The sequence below is a fragment of the Bradyrhizobium sp. WYCCWR15520 genome (genome assembly GCF_056174665.1).
Genome location: NZ_JBWBWM010000013.1, coordinates 134,167 through 151,314, shown reverse-complemented (window position 1 = coordinate 151,314; position 17,148 = coordinate 134,167). Strand labels below are relative to the sequence as shown.

The window sequence follows — 17,148 nt, the reverse complement described above, 5'->3', positions numbered from 1 at the left end:
CCAAGCAAAAGAACGAGTTTAATGCCCGATCTCTCCGCTTTCCCAATCACCAAGCGCTGGCCCGCCAAACACCCCGACCGTCTTCAGCTCTACTCGTTACCGACGCCGAACGGCGTCAAGGTCTCGATCATGCTCGAAGAGATCGGCTTGCCCTATGAGGTGCATCTGGTCGATTTCGGCAAGGATGACCAGAAGACGCCGGAATTCCTGTCGCTGAATCCGAACGGCAAGATCCCGGCGATCCTCGATCCCGATGGGCCCGGCGGCAAGCCGCTGGCGCTGTTCGAGTCCGGGGCGATCCTGCAATATCTTGCGGACAAGACCGGCAAGCTTCTGCCTGGTGATCCGGCGCGGCGATACCAGGCCATTCAGTGGCTGCACTTCCAGATGGGCGGCATCGGGCCGATGTTCGGCCAGGTTGGCTTCTTCCACAAATTCGCCGGCAAGGAATATGAGGACAAGCGGCCGCTCGAACGCTACGTCGCCGAATCCAAACGTCTGCTCGATGTGGTGGAGACGCGCCTTGCCGGGCGGCAATGGATCATGGACGACGAATACACCATCGCCGACATTTCCATGCTCGGCTGGGTGCGCAACCTGATCGGCTTCTATGGTGCGCGCGATCTCGTCGCGTTCGATACGCTGAAGCAGGTGCCGGCATGGCTGGAGCGCGGGCTGGCCCGGCCGGCGGTGCAGCGCGGGCTCGAGATACCCAAGCGGCCTACTTGAGCAATTCGTAAACGACGGGGTTATCAGCGCAGGCGCCGAAGCCGCATTCCAGCAGTGTCGTTACCACGTTCGCTGCCGCCAGCGCGATCACGAGCCACACTGCGATCTAGGCGAACGCGCCGCCGGTGGGCGGCAGTACGGCGCCGTCGTCCTTGAACTGCCGGTCGAACAGCATGACGACGGCAATCAGGATGATCGCTGCAATGAAGCCGATCAGCGCCCAGGTGTAATAATGATAGCCCAGCAACGCCGAGCCATAGCCGGCGTCGCCGGGCAGGATGTGCAGCAGCACCTGCCGGGTCGACGCGACGGCGCCCGCGACCGCCGCCAGCAGCGACATCGCATAATGGCTGGGGCGCGGGCCGAAGCGGATATTGAGGATCGGGCCGACGGCGAGCGCCGCGAACAGGATTCGCTGCAGCAGGCAGAGCGGGCAGGGAAGCTCATTCAGGATGAACTGCGCCGCATAGGCCGCCGCCAGCACCAGCGCGACCGCGTAGAGGCCGAGTGCGTTCAGCGTGATGGCGCGGGTCTGGGTCATGCGTCCCTCAGAACGACAGTTTCAGCGTATCAGTCGCGTGGTGCAGATAGGTCGCGGCGCATGCGATCATGACCGCCCCAAACAGGCCGAGCGCCAAGGGACGCGACCCGCGCCAGGCGACCAGCATCACGATGGCCACAGCCAAAAATAAAAGGGTGAATTCCATTGGCGGACCCGGGTACGAGTGACGCCACAATCTATGATAGATTCGTCGGCGGGTTTGTAAAAAATCGATCTGCTTGGGACGAAATCGCCGCGGCGCTGGCGGCGACGCTTTCAGTCGTGCCCGACATACCAATCGAGTCGATCGCCATCTTGGTCGGGATAGACAAGTTCATGAGCGAGTGCCGGGCGCTGACCAACCTCATCGGCAATGGCGTCGCTGCGTCGTCATCAGCCGCTCGGAGGGCGAACTGGACAAAGACAAGCTGCACGAGACAATGGCTCATCCGATCGAACTGGGAGAGGCGCTCGAGCGGGGCGCATCCACGAGATAACGAATCACTGGATCAACTTTGGCGGGGCTGGAATGACAAAACCCATCACCATCTACGGCATCAAGAACTGCGATACCATGAAGAAGGCGCGCGCCTGGCTGGACGATCACGGCGTGGCTTACGACTTTCACGACTACAAGCTTGCCGGCATCGCCAAGGACACGCTCAAGCAATGGTCCGACGACATCGGCTGGGAAACGCTGCTCAACCGCGCCGGCACGACGTTCAAGAAGCTGCCGGAGAGCGACAAGGAAGGCCTGAACGAGCGCAAGGCGCTGGCGCTGATGCTGGCGCAACCTTCGATGATCAAGCGCCCGGTGCTCGATCTCGGCGGCAAATTGCTGGTCGGGTTCAAGCCGGATATCTACGCCAAGGAAGTGGCGGCGAAGTCGCGCGGACGGAAGGTCTAATCGAATTCGAGCACATCGCCGGACGGAATGCGGCCGGGGGCACGGTGGAACAGATCGCGGTCGATGATGGTGCGCAGCGTCGGCACCGGCAGCTTGTCATTGCCCCGAATGAGGTTCTTGATCTCGAAGCCGCCGTCTTCGCTGATGGTCTTCAGCGAAGCGATGATATGGCTGACGCTATCCTTGTCGGCGAATGGCAGTAGCAGCCGCTCATAGGCGACGAGACGCCCGTAGATATCGTTCATGTCGGCGATGGTGTAGGCGGGAAGGCGGCGGGCGATGCACTCATAATAAACCGGCATCACCATCGGAGCGAGCCTTGCGCCGAGATACTCGTCGAGATAGCGCCCCTTGCCGGTGTTTCCATATGCCGTCGACATCCGGGTGCCGTCGCTCTGGATGGTCAGGCGCGGCGGCCGTGACTGGGCATCGACGGTATAGAACACCAAGTCCGGAAATTCGTCCTCGATGCGCGCCGGCTGGTATTCGGACATGCGCGGGATCGACTGGTTGCGGGCGTATAGTCGCAGCCAGGTGTTGAGCAGGTCGCGCTGTTTGATCGATTTGACGACGGACGGTTGGGCGCTCTCAAATTCCAAGGCGGCAATTCCTTGCTGTCTAAATCGCGTGATGATGCGATTGCGGCGGAAATATTCTGGGAAAGCGGCTGATTGCAGCAGAACACCGTTAATGATGGCTTGCCGGGACGAAGATCACGGCTGAACGCTGGCGGTGCGCGGGCCCGAGCTCGGCGGCCGGCGCATTCGACTTATGGCGCATCCGGAACCAGGTCCCCGGCTTTTCCCCGTGACAGCTTTCCACCTTGCCTAATCCATCGCGTTGACGGCATATTCCGGCCCGGAGGCGGCGGGCTCGGTACGGATTCCTAGGACGTCCAGGAGAGCCCGCCCGAACAGGGAAAAAATGGCCGCGCGCGAACGGCTTCGCGGAGACGGCTTACGGGGGAATTTGTTTGGCTGATGAGTTTATTCTCGAAACCCACGGATTGACCAAGGAATTCGCGGGTTTCTTCGCCGTTCGCGATGTCGCCCTCAAGGTGCGCCGCGGCAGCATTCATGCGCTGATCGGGCCGAATGGCGCCGGCAAGACGACGTGCTTCAACCTGCTGACCAAGTTCTTGAGGCCGTCGGCAGGCCAGATCCTGTACAAGGGACAGGACATCACCGCGATGGCGCCGGCCGACGTGGCCCGCCTCGGGCTGGTGCGTTCGTTCCAGATTTCGGCGGTGTTCCCGCACCTGACCGCGCTGGAGAACGTCCGCGTCGCGCTCCAGCGCCAGCATGGATCTTCGTTCGATTTCTGGCGCTCCAAGAGCGTGCTCGATCGCTTCAACGGCCGGGCCATCGAACTCCTGAATGACGTCGGCTTGAGCGAGTTCGCCAATACGCCGGCGGTCGAGATGCCCTATGGACGCAAGCGTGCGCTGGAGATCGCAACGACGCTGGCGCTCGACCCGGAAATGATGCTGCTCGACGAGCCGATGGCCGGCATGGGCCATGAAGACATCGACAAGATCGCGGCGCTGATCAAGCGCATCTCGGCAAAGCACACCATCCTGATGGTCGAACATAATCTCTCCGTGGTGGCCAACTTGTCCGACATCATCACGGTGCTGACGCGCGGCCAGGTGCTGGCGCAAGGCAATTACGCCGAGCTCTCAAAGGACGAGCGGGTCAAGGAAGCTTATCTGGGAGCCGGTCATGCCTGAGTTGAAAATGGCGGAAGCTGCCGCCAAACCGGCCGGCGCCGAGGTGCTTTCCGTTTCCGACCTGCAGGCCTGGTACGGCGAATCCCACATCCTTCACGGGATCAACTTCAATGTGAAGGCCGGCGAGGTGGTCACGCTGCTCGGCCGCAACGGCGCCGGCAAGACCACGACGCTGAAGTCGGTCATGGGAATTATCGGCAAGCGCACCGGTTCGATCCGTTTCAACGGTCAGGACATCACGCGCGCCTCGTCCGACAGGATCGCACGCCAGGGCATCGCGTTCTGCCCCGAGGAGCGGGGCATTTTCGCAAGCCTCGACGTGCGCGAGAATCTGCTGCTGCCGCCCGTCGTGCGCAGCGGGGGACTGTCGCTCGACCAGATCTTCGAATTGTTTCCGAACCTGAAGGAGCGCCTCAACAGCCAGGGCACCAAGCTCTCGGGCGGCGAGCAGCAGATGCTGGCGATCGCCAGAATCCTGCGCACCGGAGCTCGCTTCCTGATGCTGGACGAGCCGACCGAAGGCCTGGCGCCGGTCATCATCCAGCAGATCGGCCACACCATCGCGCGGCTGAAGTCGGAAGGCTTTACCATCCTGCTGGTCGAGCAGAATTTCCGCTTCGCCTCCACGGTGGCTGACCGATACTACATCGTCGAACACGGCAAGGTCATCGACGGTTTTGCGAACTCGGAGCTGTCAGCCAATATGGACAAGCTCCACACCTATCTCGGCGTTTAATCGGTAATTTGGCTGCACTCTGGATTAATGGAGATACTATGAAACATCGGATTTCAGCTCTCTTCCTCGGCACCGCGCTTGCGCTTGCCGCAGGCAGTGGCGCCCTGGCGCAGGACAAGACCGTCAAGGTCGGCGTCCTGACCGACAATTCCGGCCTTTACTCCGACCTCGGCGGCGCGGGCTCGACTCTCGCCGCCCAGATGGCGATGGAGGATTCCGGCCTCGCGGCCAAGGGCTGGAAGATCGACATCGTCTCCGCCGACCACCAGAACAAGCCCGACATCGCCACAACCATCGCGCGTCAATGGATCGACGTCGAGAAGGTCGATATCTTCGTGGACGTGCTGAACTCCGGCGTTGCGCTGGCAGTCAACAATCTGGTGAAGGAAAAGAACGCGGTCATGATCAATACCGGCGCGGCGACGTCGGACCTGACCAATGCCCAGTGCTCGCCGAACACGATTCACTGGGTCTACGATACCTACATGCTCGCCAACTCTACCGGCCAGGCGCTGGTTAAGGCCGGCGGCGACACCTGGTACTTCCTGACCGCCGACTACGCGTTCGGTCATGCGCTTGAGCGCGACACAACAGCGGTCGTGGTGAAGTCGGGCGGCAAGGTTATCGGCACCGTCAAGCATCCGCTGAATTCGTCGGACTTCTCCTCGTTCCTGCTGCAGGCGCAGGCCTCCAAGGCCAAGATCATCGGCATGGCGAACGCCGGCGGCGACACCACCAACACCATCAAGCAGGCCGCGGAGTTCGGCATCGTCGCGGGCGGCCAGAAGCTCGCGGGATTGCTGCTGTTCATCAATGACGTTCACTCCCTCGGTCTCAAGGTTGCGCAGGGCCTGAACTTCACGGAAACATTCTACTGGGATCTGAACGATGGCACTCGCGCGTTTTCGAAGCGCTTCTCCGAGCGCATGAAGAACAAGGCGATGCCGTCCATGGTGCAGGCCGGCGTTTATTCGGGTCTGATCCACTATTTCAAGACGATCGACGCGATGGGCGGCAACCCGCATGACGGCGTCAAGGTCGTGGCAAAAATGAAGGAAGCGCCGACCGATGATCCGCTGTTCGGCAAGGGCACGATCCGCGCCGACGGCCGGAAGATTCATCCGGCCTACCTGTTCGAGGTCAAGAAGCCCGCGGAATCCAAAGGGCCGTGGGACTATTACAAGCTGATCGGAACCACCCCGGGCGACCAGGCCTTCCGGCCGCTCTCGGAAAGCGCCTGTCCGCTGGTCAAGAAGTAAGAACAACGGCCCGCGGGGCATTGCGCCCGCGGGCCACTTTCGCCCAACAACGAGATCGAGTGCCAAGCCGATGCAAGCTCTCTACGCCCAGCTCCTGGTCGGACTGATCAACGGGTCGTTCTACGCGCTGCTCAGTCTCGGGCTGGCCGTGATCTTCGGCATGCTCAACATCATCAACTTCGCCCATGGCGCGCTCTACATGATGGGCGCGTTTACCGCGTATTTTCTGCTGCATCTCACGGGAATTGGATACTGGTGGGCCCTGATCATCGCGCCGATTGTCGTCGGCATCTTCGGCATGATCCTGGAACGGACCATGCTGCAGTGGCTGGCGGGTCTCGACCACCTCTACGGGCTGTTGTTGACGTTCGGCATCGCGCTGATCGTGCAGGGCGTGTTCCAGAATTACTTCGGCTCCTCCGGCCTGCCGTACGCGATTCCTGATTATCCGGAGATCGGCGGCTTCCGCGGATTACAGGGCGGCATGAATCTCGGCTTCATGTTCCTGCCGATCTACCGCGGCTGGGTCGTTGTCTTCTCGCTGGTCGTCTGTCTCGCGACCTGGTTCCTGATCGAGAAGACGCAGCTCGGCGCTTACCTGCGCGCCGCGACCGAAAACCCGACGCTGGTGCGGGCGTTCGGCATCAACGTTCCCCGGATGATCACGCTGACCTATGGGCTCGGCGTCGGTCTGGCGGCGCTGGCCGGCGTGTTGTCGGCGCCGATCAACCAGGTGCGGCCGCTGATGGGCGCGGACCTGATCATCGTCGTGTTCGCGGTGGTGGTGATCGGCGGCATGGGATCGATCATGGGATCGATCATCACCGGCTTCGCGCTCGGCGTGATCGAGGGGCTTACGAAGTATTTTTATCCCGAGGCCTCCAACACCGTGGTGTTCGTCCTGATGGTGCTGGTGTTGCTGGTGAAGCCAACGGGACTGACGGGACGGACGGCCTGACATGAGCGCATTGACTGACGATACACTGCCGGTAACGCCGCGCGCGATGCGCGACGAGATGATCGTGTTCGCCGCGATGGCGGTGCTGCTGGGGCTCGTACCCCTGACGGGCATTTATCCATTCTTCGTGATGCAGGCGCTGTGTTTTGCGCTGCTTGCCTGCGCCTTCAACCTCCTGATCGGCTATGGCGGCCTGCTGTCGTTCGGCCACGCCATGTTCTTAGGCACCGCGGGCTATTGCTCGGCGCATGCGCTCAAGGTCTGGGGTGTAACGCCGGAAGTCGGAATTCTGGTCGGTGTCGCCGGCGCCGCGGCGCTCTCCGTCGTCACCGGCTTCATCTCGATTCGCCGGCAGGGCATCTATTTTTCGATGATCACGCTGGCGCTTTCGCAGCTGTTGTTCTTCATCTATCTGCAGGCACCGTTCACCCATGGCGAAGACGGAATCCAGGGCATTCCGCAAGGCTATCTGTTTGGAATCTTCAATCTGGCCAAGCCCACCGTGCTCTATTACGTCGTGCTGGCGGGCTTCCTTGCCGGCTTCCTGCTGATCTTCCGCACCATCAACTCGCCGTTCGGCGAGGTCTTGAAGTCGATCCGCGAGAACGAGCAGCGGGCGATTTCGCTGGGCTACAAGACCGACCAGTACAAGCTGCTCGCCTTCATTCTGTCCGGCACGCTTGCGGGCTTTGCCGGCTCGCTGAAGGTGTTCGTGGCGCAGAACGCCTCGCTCACCGACGTGCACTGGACGATGTCGGGTGAAATCGTGCTGATGACGCTGGTCGGCGGCCTCGGGACCATCTTCGGCCCGGTCGTCGGGGCCTTCGTCATCATCGCCATGCAGCAGTATCTGGCCGGGTTCGGCCAGTGGGTGACGGTGATCCAGGGTGTGATCTTCGTGGCCTGCGTGCTGACCTTCCGCCGCGGTATCGTCGGCGAAGTCGCGCATTATTTCCGCCGATCCCTGTAAAACGGCTGGTTTTCGCGCCGTTTTCGGCTTCACAAAGCGGTGGATGGCCCGGTTCCCGGGTCCCGCCGTGGCGCGTTTTTCCTGCGAATGGTCTATGACAGTTTTGTGACAGGCCGCTCCCCGCGGCTGTTTCTGAACGACGGAAAATACCCATGCTGCGCTGGTTTCGTGCCTTTTTGCCCAAGGAGGAGCGGTTTTTTGACCTGTTTGCCCGCCACGCCCAGACGGTCGTACAGGGCGCGCTGGCGTTGCAGGACATGCTGCGCGGCGGCGAGGAGACGCCGGTATTCTGCCAGCGCGTCAACCAGTTCGAAAACGACGCCGACGGCATCACCCGCGAGGTACTGACCGCGGTCCGCCGCACCTTCATTACCCCGTTCGACCGTGGCGACATCAAGAACCTGATCACAGCGATGGACGACGCCATCGACCAGATGCAGCAGACCGCGAAAGCGGTGGTGCTGTTCGAAGTCCGCACGTTCGAACCCCCGATGCGCGAAATAGCCACGCTGTTGGTCGAATGCGCCAATCTGGTCAGCCGCGCGCTGCCGCTGATGCAGTCGATCGGCAACAACGTCGCGATGCTGACTTCCATCACCGAGGAAATCGGAAAGCTCGAGGGCCGTATCGACGATCTCCACGACATCGGGTTGAAGGAGCTGTTTCTCAAGCACCGCAACGGCAATTCGATGGATTTCGTGGTCGGCGCCGAGATCTACAAGCATCTCGAAAAAGTGTCCGACCGCTTCGATGACGTCGCCAACGAAATCAACTCGATCGTGATCGAACAGGTATAGGGCAGGGCCAATTCAGTGGACGCCTCGCTTGGTCTTCCGATTCTGATCTTTCTGATCGCGGTCGCGCTGCTCTTCGACTTCCTCAACGGGTTGCACGACGCCGCCAATTCGATCGCCACGATCGTATCGACCCGCGTGCTGCGCCCCCAATATGCGGTGCTCTGGGCGGCTTTCTTCAATTTCATCGCCTTCCTCTTCTTTGGGCTGCACGTCGCCAATACGATCGGCAAGGGAATCATCGAACCCGATGTCGTCGATGCGGCCGTGATCTTCGCTGCACTGATCGGCGCCATCGTCTGGAATCTGATTACCTGGGGGCTCGGCATTCCCTCATCGAGCTCGCACGCCCTGATCGGCGGGCTGGTCGGCGCGGGCATGGCCAAGGCCGGGATATCAGCGGCGGTCTGGAGCGGTCTGTCGAAAACGCTGCTGGCGATCGTGCTGTCGCCGCTGGTCGGGTTCCTGCTGGCGCTGCTGCTGGTGGCGATCGTGTCCTGGCTGTCGGTGCGCTCGACGCCGTTTGCGGTCGACCGCGCCTTCCGCATCCTGCAATTCGTCTCGGCCTCGCTCTATTCGCTCGGCCATGGCGGCAACGACGCACAAAAGACCATGGGCATCATCGCGGTGCTCCTGTATTCGCAGGGCCACCTCGGGGCGGATTTCGCGATTCCCTTCTGGGTCGTGATCTCCTGCCAGGCGGCCATGGGGCTCGGCACGCTGATGGGGGGCTGGCGGATCGTCCGCACTATGGGGCTGCGGATCACCAAGCTGACGCCGATGCAGGGCTTTTGCGCTGAAACAGGCGGGGCGGCGACCCTCTTCATGGCCACCTATCTCGGGGTTCCCGTTTCCACGACCCACACCATCACCGGCTCCATCGTCGGCGTCGGTGCCGCGCGGCGGGTCTCGGCGGTGCGCTGGAACGTGGCAAGTTCGATCGTCTACGCCTGGGTGATCACCATTCCGGCGTCCGCGATTATCGCGGCGCTGACCTATTGGGCCGTGCTGCTGCTACGCTGATCCGGTGACGAGCTTGAGCCCGATGATGCCCGCGACGATCAGTCCGATGCACGCGAGGCGGGCGGCGGTCGCGGGCTCGCCGAACAGGAAGATGCCCAGGACTGCCGTTCCGACCGCGCCGATGCCGGTCCATACCGCGTAGGCGGTTCCAATCGGCAGCGCTTTCAGGGCAAGACCAAGCAGGAGGATGCTGCCGGCCATGCAGGCGAGCGTCAGGACCGATGGAATGAGCCGGGTGAAACCTTCGGTATATTTGAGGCCGATCGCCCAGCCTATTTCCATGAGGCCGGCGACGAACAACACGATCCAGGCCATGACAACCCTCCTGATAAGGCAGGGTCGTCCCCGCGGATGAGCTGTGAATGGAAGGCCGTCCTTCCGCTGCCGATATGGGACTGGAGAGCCGCCACTGCAACCACCAAATGAGGCTTGATTAGCCCCCCTTTCCCTGCCAAACGCTCGAGCCTCATGTCCGATATTGCTGCTACCGCCGAATCGCAACCCCGCACGCCGCTCTCAGATGAAGTGGCACGGCGGCGCACGTTTGCGATCATCTCCCACCCGGATGCCGGCAAGACCACGCTGACCGAAAAGCTCCTGCTGTTCGGCGGCGCCATCAACCTGGCGGGGCAGGTCAAGGCCAAGGGCGAGCGGCGCAACACCCGGTCCGACTGGATGAAGATCGAGCGCGAGCGCGGCATCTCGGTCGTGACCTCGGTGATGACGTTCGAATTCCAGGATCTCGTCTTCAACCTGCTGGACACGCCGGGCCACGAGGACTTCTCCGAGGACACCTATCGCACGCTCACGGCCGTCGATTCCGCCGTCATGGTGATCGACGCCGCCAAGGGCATCGAGGCGCGGACACGAAAGCTGTTCGAGGTGTGCCGGCTGCGCGACATCCCGATCATCACCTTCATCAACAAGATGGACCGCGAGAGCCGCGATACGTTTGAGCTCCTCGACGAGATCGAGAAGACGCTGGCGCTCGACACCACGCCGATGACCTGGCCGGTCGGCCGCGGCCGCGACTTTCTCGGCACCTACGACGTCGTCAATGGCGGCGTGCGGCTACTCGAAGGCGGCGGCGCCAAGACCGGCGCGACCGAGCAGATCGATATTGCCGATCTCGCCGGCCGCAACGCCAATCTCGACGTCGCCGAGATCAAGGATGAGCTCGCGCTGGTGTCGGAAGCCTGCAAGCCGTTCGAGCTCGAGGCGTTTCGCGAGGGCCATCTCACGCCGGTCTATTTCGGTAGTGCATTGCGCAATTTCGGCGTCGGCGACCTCTTGGAAGGTCTCGGCAAGTTCGCGCCCGCGCCCCGCGCGCAGGACTCGAACGTTCGTAAAGTGGAGGCTGCCGAGCCGCGCATGAGCGCCTTCGTGTTCAAGATCCAGGCCAACATGGATCCGAATCACCGCGACCGCATCGCCTTTGCGCGGCTGTGTTCCGGCAAGCTCAGCCGCGGTATGAAGGCAAAGCTGGTGCGCACCGGCAAGAACATGTCGCTGTCGTCGCCGCAGTTCTTCTTCGCCCAGGACCGCTCGGTGGCGGACGAAGCCTTTGCCGGCGATGTCGTCGGTATTCCGAACCACGGCACCTTGCGGATCGGCGATACGCTGACGGAAGGCGAGGACATCACCTTCGTCGGCGTCCCGAGCTTTGCGCCGGAAATCGTCCGTCGCGTGCGCCTCACTGACGCCATGAAGGCAAAGAAGCTGAAAGAGGCGCTGCAGCAGATGTCGGAAGAGGGTGTGGTGCAGGTGTTCCGGCCGCGCGACGGCGCGCCGGCGCTGGTTGGCGTCGTCGGCCCACTGCAGCTCGACGTGCTGAAAGCTCGCCTCGATGCCGAATATTCGCTGCCGGTGGAATTCGAGGTCTCGGAATTCCAGCTCGCGCGCTGGATTTCCTCCGACGACCGCAAGAAGCTCGACGCCTTCGTTGCCGCCAACAATTCCGGCATTGCCGACGATGTCGATGGCGATCCCGTCTTCATGGCCAAGAACGAGTTCTATCTCGGCTATACCCGCGAACGCGCCGAAGGCATCAACTTCTCCAACGTCAAGGACGTGAAGAAGAAGGCGTAGCGCTGTGTCCCAGCCTTCACTGTCGTCCTCCGCGAAAGCGGGGGACCCAGTACGCCGCGGCTTGTCCGTCAATCACTACCGTCCCTGGAATACTGGATCGCCCGCCCCAGTGCGCAATTGCGCACAAGGCGGGCGACGACGGCTGAGGCTGCGGCTCGCTGTTTGCCTCACATATGCATCCAGTGGATGCCCGCATGCATCCCGAGCCCGGACAAATCTCTTGCGCCGTCGAGCCGTGTCCGAAAGTATCCACTGGATGCTTTTAGAAACAACAGGGGAGACCGCCCATGACTGACCTCGCGACCTATTCCCGTTCGGGCCCGGTCGGCACCATCGTGATCGACGACGGCAAGGCCAATGTGATGTCGCTTGCCATGCTCAACGCCCTGCATGCGGCGTTCGACCGGGCGGAAAAGGACAAGGCCGTCGTGCTCCTGAAGGCCCGCGGCAAGCATTTTTCTGGCGGTTTCGATCTCGGCGTCTTCGCCAAGGGCAGCGCCGAGGACCAGTATCAGATGGTGAAGGCAGGTGCGGAGTTGGCGCTGCGCATCCTTTCGTTCCCGACGCCGGTGGTGGCGGCCTGTCAGGGCAACGCCTATCCGATGGGCGCCTTTCTCATCATGTCCAGCGACCATCGCATCGCCGCCGAGGGCGACTACCGGATCGGCATGAACGAGGTCGCGATCGGCCTCACCGTGCCGCGTTTCGCCATCGAGATCGCGCGGCAGCGACTAACGCCGGCCTATTTCAGCAGGGTGGTGATAACAGGAGAGATGTTCGGCCCCGCAGAAGCCGTCACCGCCGGCTTCTTTGACCGTGTCGTTCCGGCCGATACGCTGGAGCGCAGCGCCGAGGAGACCGCGCAAAAGCTCGCCACGCTCAATATGGCAGCCCATGCCGCCACCAAGGCGCGGGCGAGGGGGGCGGCGATCAGGATGATCCGCAGCATGATCGACGAGGACATTACGCCGCAATATGGCGAGGACCGCGTGGCCAAGCGGGCATCTGCGTGACGGAAAACGTCGGCGCCGGGCAGGGGCGTTGCGTCCCGTGGCTTTGTATGAAGGAGACATGACCGCGACGCCGCGCCGGGCGACCTATCGTCATGGCAATCTGAAGTCCGCAGCGCTGAAGGCCGCCACCCGTCTGGTGGCTGCGGCCGGCCATGAGCAGTTGAGCCTGCGCGAGGTCGCCGACGCCGTCGGCGTCGCGCATCGCTCGCTGTACAATCATTTTGCCGACCGCGAAGCGTTGCTGGATGCGGTCGCGACCGAGGCCTATACGCGGCTCGCCGCCATCCTCGTCAAGGCAGGGACGCCGCAGGATTACACCGCCAAATACGTCCGCTTCGCGCTGGCCAATCGCGCGCTCTACGCCCTGATGACCAGTCGCCCGCACGCCACCATGAGGCACAATCCGCCGCTACAGGCCGCGGTCCATAAGGTCATCGCCCAGGCCATGCGGATCTTCTGCCAGGATATTGAGAGCCCCGCCGAGCGTCGCCGGGCGGTGATGAAGGTCTACATCACGCTGTATGGCGGCATCTCGCTCTATACGGCCGGCGTCCTCGACCAGCCCAGCGAGAAGGCCCTGATTGCGGAACTGTCTGCCATGAACGCGGGGATGTGAACACGGCCCGTCTTGATAGCGGCCAGGACGTGCATCAATTTAATCGGGTCGTTCCAGGACCCCGCGCATGTTTCGGCTTGCCATCGTCTGCCTGATCGGCCTGTTCGTCGGGATCGGCGTCGCCGACGCCCAGTCGCGTCGCCAGATCGACGCCACGCCGTTTTCGCATGCGCCCTGCAGCGTGCTCGACGGGCAGCCCTGCACGCCGTCGTTCTGCAGCGTGTTCAACGACGGTCCATGCATTCCCGAGATCGACTATCCGTACGGCCAGAACCTGCAACTCACGATCGAATCCGCACCTTCACAGGATCAGGCCGCGAAATACCGCAAGCCGGACCATGATCTCGATACGATCGGCGACCTGTTCGCGGCGCTACGCTCCTGTTGGTCGCCGCCGCCTTCCGACGTCGCGCGCGCGGGCATGCAGATGTCGGTTCGCTTCAGCTTCAAGCGCTCGGGCGAGATCATCGCCACCCCGCGCGTGACCTATGCCACGGCAGGCGTTCCCGCGGATACCCGTTCGACCTACCTGAAGGCGATCAACGCGTCGCTTGCGGCCTGCACACCGTTGAAGCTCACCAGCGGACTTGGCGGCGCGCTTGCGGGGCGGCCGATCGCGATCCGCTACGTCGACAACCGCGATCTGGGCAAGCAGGCGGAGAAGCCGTAGGTGGTGGCCGCGTAGCGCATTGCGCACCAAGCCATTAAGATGATACGCGGGATATTCCGGAACACCAGCCGCGCAACGGGAGGGACATCATGGGACTGTGGGTGATGATCCTGGGCCTGGTCCTGTTCTTCGGCGTCCACACCCTCACCATCCAGCGCAAGTTGCGCGCGCAGGTCATCGCCGCAACGGGCGAGGGCGGCTACAAGATCGGCTATGCGCTGGCCTCGTTGGTCGGCCTGGCGCTGATCATCTGGGGCTTTGCCAAGTATCGTGCGACGGGCTGGATCGATGTCTGGAACCCGCCGGTGGCGCTCAAGCACATCACGGTGGCGCTGATGCTGCCTGCGGTCATCCTGGTGGTCGCTTCCTACATCCGTGGCCGGATCTATACGACGCTGAAACATCCTATGCTGACCGGCATCAAGCTGTGGGCGGCGGCGCATCTGCTCGCCAATGGCGATCTCGGCTCGATCATCCTGTTCGGCTCGTTTCTCGCCTGGGCGGTCTATGACCGTGTTTCGCTGAAGCATCGTTCCGACGCCGGCGCGCCGCCGATTCCCGTCGGAGGTCCCGGCAACGACCTGATCGCGATCGCGGTCGGCGTCGTCGCCTATCTGGCGCTCGCATTCGCGTTCCACCCGGTCGTGATCGGCGTCCCCGTGGTTGGAGCCTGACATGTCCGTTCAATCTGCCATCAAGCGCAAAACGGCGCCGGACATCCGCGCGCGAAAGCACGGCGAGCCGATCGTGATGCTGACGTCCTACCACGCGCACACCGCCGCGCTGGTGGATCGCCACTGTGACGTCATTCTGGTCGGGGACTCCCTCGGCAATGTCATGCACGGTCTCGAGACCACCGTGCCGGTGACGCTGGACATGATGATTCTGCAGGGGCGCGCGGTGATGCGGGGTTCGAAGCACGCCCTGGTCGTGGTCGATATGCCGTTCGGCTCCTATGAAGCCTCGAAGGAGCAGGCGTTTCATTCCGCGGTGCGGATATTGAAGGAGACCCATTGCGGCGCGGTCAAGCTCGAAGGCGGCGTGCGGATGGCGGAAACGGTCGAGTTCCTGTCCGAGCGGGGCGTGCCGGTTATGGGACATATCGGACTGACGCCGCAATCGATCAACACGCTCGGCTCATTTCGTGCGCAGGGCCGCGACGAGGGCAGTTGGGATCCGATTCTGAACGACGCCAAGGCGATTTCCGACGCCGGCGCCTTCTCCGTCGTGATCGAGGCAGTGGCCGAGCCGCTGGCGCGAAAGATCACGGAGACCATCGCCATTCCGACCATCGGTATCGGCGCCAGCGCGGCCTGTGACGGGCAGGTGCTGGTGCTGGAGGACATGCTCGGCCTATCGCCGAGGACGCCAAAATTCGTTCGCCGCTACGGCGAGCTCGGCCCCGCGATCGAAGCGGCAATCCAGGGCTACGCCAGCGACGTGCGTTCGCGCGCCTTCCCCGGACCCGAACACGTCTACGAGATGAAGAAGAGCTGACAAGGCGCGCCATGGACTGGTCGCAGCACTCCATTCCGGCGATGCGGCTCGAGCCGCGCTTCGGCGACCGTATCGTTCCGGTCTTTTGCGAACGGCCCAGGAGTATTCCGGCGATGGTCGCCGAAGCCGTGGCGCGAAACGGCGATGGTGAGGCGCTGGTTTGCGGCGCCACGCGAATGACATGGCGCGAAGTCGCGCAGCGATCGGCGCAAATCGCAGCTGGATTGCAGAACCTCGGCCTGCAGCGCGGTGATCGCGTCGCGGTGCTGCTCGGCAACAGAACAGAATTCGTGCTGACGATGCTGGGGGCGGCCCATGCCGGGCTGGTGACGGTGCTGCTTTCGACCCGCCAGCAAAAGCCGGAAATCGCCTATGTGCTCACCGATTGCGGAGCAAAGCTGCTGATCCACGAGGCCGCGCTGGCCGACCGCGTGCCCGATGCCGGTGACATTCCCGACGTGACGCACCGGATTGCCGTCGACGACGATCCGCGGCTCTCGCGCTTTTCCGATCTGGCCGATCACGCGCCGCTGACGGCGCCCGTCGAGGTCGGTGAAGAGGATACTGCCATGATCCTCTATACCTCCGGAACGACGGGGCGGCCAAAGGGTGCGATGCTCGCCCATTGCACCATCATTCATTCGTCGATGGTGTTCGTGTCGTGCCTGAAGCTGACAGCGGCGGATCGGTCGATTGCCGCGGTGCCGCTCGGCCATGTCACGGGCGTGGTCGCCAACGTCATGACCATGGCACGCGCCGCCGGCGCGCTGATCATCATGCCGGAGTTCAAGGCGGCGGAATATCTGAAGTTGGCGGCGCGAGAGCGTGTCACCTACACCGTGATGGTGCCGGCGATGTACAATCTCTGTCTGCTGCAGTCGGATTTCGACAGCTATGACCTGTCGAGCTGGCGGATCGGCGGCTTTGGCGGCGCGCCGATGCCGATTGCTACCATCGAGAAGCTCGCCGCGAAAATCCCCGGCCTGCAACTCGCCAATTGCTATGGCGCGACCGAGACGACCTCGCCCTCGACGATGATGCCCGGCGCATTCGTCGTGAGCCACATCGACAGCGTCGGGCTGCCGTGCCCCGGCGCCACCATCATCGCCGTCGATGCCGAGGGCCGCGAGCTGCCGCGCGGTACGATCGGCGAAATCTGGATTCACGGCGGCTCGGTCATCAAGGGCTACTGGAATAATCCGAAGGCGACGGCGGAGAGTTTTACCGCCGGCTTCTGGCATTCCGGCGATCTAGGTTCTATCGACGAAGCGAACTTCGTTCGCGTGTTCGATCGGCAGAAGGACATGATCAACCGCGGGGGCTTGAAGATCTATTCAGCAGAGGTCGAGTCAGTGCTGGCCGGCCACCCCGACGTGGTCGAGAGCGCGATCATCGCAAAACCGTGCCCGGTGCTCGGCGAGCGCGTACACGCCGTGGTGGTCACGCGTAACACGGTCAGGGCAGAGGCGCTGCGTGCCTGGTGTGCCGAGCGACTGTCCGACTACAAGGTGCCGGAAACCATGGATCTGCGCACGGACCCGTTGCCGCGCAACGCCAATGGCAAGGTGATGAAACGCCAACTCCGCGAGGCTTTCACAGCGGCCTGAGCGAGGAGCCG

20 protein-coding genes and 1 pseudogene are annotated in these 17,148 nt (G+C 62.8%); 17 read left to right on the top strand and 4 right to left on the bottom strand.

Annotation, left to right across the window (positions count from 1 at the left end):
* Positions 1-21 precede the first annotated feature (21 nt).
* Positions 22-729 (top strand): glutathione S-transferase family protein, encoded by a 708-nt coding sequence (locus tag AC0QUY_RS16810; RefSeq protein WP_475387617.1) that lies wholly within the window; start codon positions 22-24, stop codon positions 727-729.
* A gap of 106 nt (positions 730-835) precedes the next feature.
* On the opposite strand, the gene AC0QUY_RS16805 is transcribed toward AC0QUY_RS16810, so the two are convergent.
* Both AC0QUY_RS16805 and AC0QUY_RS16800 read right to left on the bottom strand, forming a co-directional pair.
* Positions 836-1,270, bottom strand: a complete 435-nt coding sequence (locus AC0QUY_RS16805) for a disulfide bond formation protein B (RefSeq protein WP_475387616.1) — start codon at positions 1,268-1,270, stop codon at positions 836-838.
* Between the two features lie 7 nt (positions 1,271-1,277).
* Positions 1,278-1,436: a DUF5993 family protein gene (locus AC0QUY_RS16800; protein ID WP_475387615.1), complete on the bottom strand. Its 159-nt coding sequence runs from the start codon at positions 1,434-1,436 to the stop codon at positions 1,278-1,280.
* 95 nt (positions 1,437-1,531) lie between these two features.
* Here AC0QUY_RS16800 and AC0QUY_RS16795 point away from each other — a divergent pair.
* Positions 1,532-1,767: pseudogene (locus tag AC0QUY_RS16795) on the top strand (dicarboxylate/amino acid:cation symporter); the annotation flags it as partial.
* A gap of 32 nt (positions 1,768-1,799) precedes the next feature.
* Positions 1,800-2,177, top strand: a complete 378-nt coding sequence (locus AC0QUY_RS16790) for an ArsC family reductase (RefSeq protein ID WP_161854158.1) — start codon at positions 1,800-1,802, stop codon at positions 2,175-2,177.
* On the opposite strand, the gene AC0QUY_RS16785 is transcribed toward AC0QUY_RS16790, so the two are convergent.
* The gene (locus AC0QUY_RS16785) at positions 2,174-2,776 is read right to left on the bottom strand and encodes a PAS domain-containing protein (RefSeq protein ID WP_475387614.1); all 603 of its coding nucleotides are present in this window, start codon (positions 2,774-2,776) and stop codon (positions 2,174-2,176) included. The two genes, AC0QUY_RS16790 and AC0QUY_RS16785, sit on opposite strands and share 4 nt — an antisense overlap.
* A gap of 374 nt (positions 2,777-3,150) precedes the next feature.
* Here AC0QUY_RS16785 and AC0QUY_RS16780 point away from each other — a divergent pair, with 374 nt between their 5' ends.
* From AC0QUY_RS16780 to AC0QUY_RS16750, 7 genes are all read left to right on the top strand, one after another.
* Positions 3,151-3,906: an ABC transporter ATP-binding protein gene (locus tag AC0QUY_RS16780; RefSeq protein ID WP_057857739.1), complete on the top strand. Its 756-nt coding sequence runs from the start codon at positions 3,151-3,153 to the stop codon at positions 3,904-3,906.
* Positions 3,899-4,642 carry an ABC transporter ATP-binding protein gene (locus tag AC0QUY_RS16775; RefSeq protein WP_161854161.1) on the top strand — a complete coding sequence of 248 codons (744 nt, stop codon included), beginning with the start codon at positions 3,899-3,901 and terminating at the stop codon, positions 4,640-4,642. Before AC0QUY_RS16780 ends, AC0QUY_RS16775 begins: the two co-directional genes overlap by 8 nt.
* Before the next feature lie 38 nt (positions 4,643-4,680).
* Entirely contained in the window at positions 4,681-5,901 is a 1,221-nt protein-coding gene (locus AC0QUY_RS16770) for an ABC transporter substrate-binding protein (protein ID WP_161854162.1), read from the top strand.
* 70 nt (positions 5,902-5,971) lie between these two features.
* A complete protein-coding gene (locus AC0QUY_RS16765; RefSeq protein WP_475387613.1) occupies positions 5,972-6,859 on the top strand; it encodes a branched-chain amino acid ABC transporter permease in 888 nt (295 codons plus the stop codon).
* A 1-nt stretch (position 6,860) separates the two neighbouring features.
* Positions 6,861-7,829 carry a branched-chain amino acid ABC transporter permease gene (locus AC0QUY_RS16760; protein ID WP_161854164.1) on the top strand — a complete coding sequence of 323 codons (969 nt, stop codon included), beginning with the start codon at positions 6,861-6,863 and terminating at the stop codon, positions 7,827-7,829.
* Between the two features lie 152 nt (positions 7,830-7,981).
* Complete coding sequence (locus AC0QUY_RS16755) at positions 7,982-8,626, top strand: DUF47 domain-containing protein (protein ID WP_057836192.1); 645 nt, start codon at positions 7,982-7,984, stop codon at positions 8,624-8,626.
* Positions 8,627-8,641: 15 nt separating this feature from the next.
* Positions 8,642-9,646, top strand: coding sequence for an inorganic phosphate transporter (locus AC0QUY_RS16750; RefSeq protein WP_475387612.1), 1,005 nt, complete (start codon positions 8,642-8,644; stop codon positions 9,644-9,646).
* Here the strand turns inward: AC0QUY_RS16750 and sugE are convergent.
* Positions 9,638-9,961, bottom strand: coding sequence for a quaternary ammonium compound efflux SMR transporter SugE (sugE, locus tag AC0QUY_RS16745; RefSeq protein WP_161854166.1), 324 nt, complete (start codon positions 9,959-9,961; stop codon positions 9,638-9,640). The genes AC0QUY_RS16750 and sugE overlap by 9 nt on opposite strands.
* 153 nt (positions 9,962-10,114) lie before the next feature.
* On the opposite strand from sugE, the gene AC0QUY_RS16740 reads away from it, so the two are divergent.
* The 7 genes from AC0QUY_RS16740 (at position 10,115) to AC0QUY_RS16710 (ending at position 17,137) form a co-directional block, all read left to right on the top strand.
* Complete coding sequence (locus tag AC0QUY_RS16740; RefSeq protein WP_475387611.1) at positions 10,115-11,734, top strand: peptide chain release factor 3; 1,620 nt, start codon at positions 10,115-10,117, stop codon at positions 11,732-11,734.
* Between the two features lie 287 nt (positions 11,735-12,021).
* Positions 12,022-12,747 carry a crotonase/enoyl-CoA hydratase family protein gene (locus AC0QUY_RS16735; RefSeq protein ID WP_475387610.1) on the top strand — a complete coding sequence of 242 codons (726 nt, stop codon included), beginning with the start codon at positions 12,022-12,024 and terminating at the stop codon, positions 12,745-12,747.
* Between the two features lie 58 nt (positions 12,748-12,805).
* On the top strand, positions 12,806-13,363 hold the full coding sequence (locus tag AC0QUY_RS16730; protein WP_475387609.1) for a TetR/AcrR family transcriptional regulator: 558 nt from the start codon (positions 12,806-12,808) through the stop codon (positions 13,361-13,363).
* Positions 13,364-13,430: 67 nt separating this feature from the next.
* Positions 13,431-14,033 (top strand): hypothetical protein, encoded by a 603-nt coding sequence (locus AC0QUY_RS16725; protein ID WP_161854170.1) that lies wholly within the window; start codon positions 13,431-13,433, stop codon positions 14,031-14,033.
* Positions 14,034-14,122: 89 nt separating this feature from the next.
* The gene (locus AC0QUY_RS16720; protein ID WP_161854171.1) at positions 14,123-14,707 is read left to right on the top strand and encodes an NnrU family protein; all 585 of its coding nucleotides are present in this window, start codon (positions 14,123-14,125) and stop codon (positions 14,705-14,707) included.
* Position 14,708: 1 nt separating this feature from the next.
* Positions 14,709-15,530, top strand: coding sequence for a 3-methyl-2-oxobutanoate hydroxymethyltransferase (panB, locus tag AC0QUY_RS16715; protein WP_161854172.1), 822 nt, complete (start codon positions 14,709-14,711; stop codon positions 15,528-15,530).
* 11 nt (positions 15,531-15,541) lie between these two features.
* Complete coding sequence (locus AC0QUY_RS16710) at positions 15,542-17,137, top strand: class I adenylate-forming enzyme family protein (RefSeq protein WP_161854173.1); 1,596 nt, start codon at positions 15,542-15,544, stop codon at positions 17,135-17,137.
* Positions 17,138-17,148 lie beyond the last annotated feature (11 nt).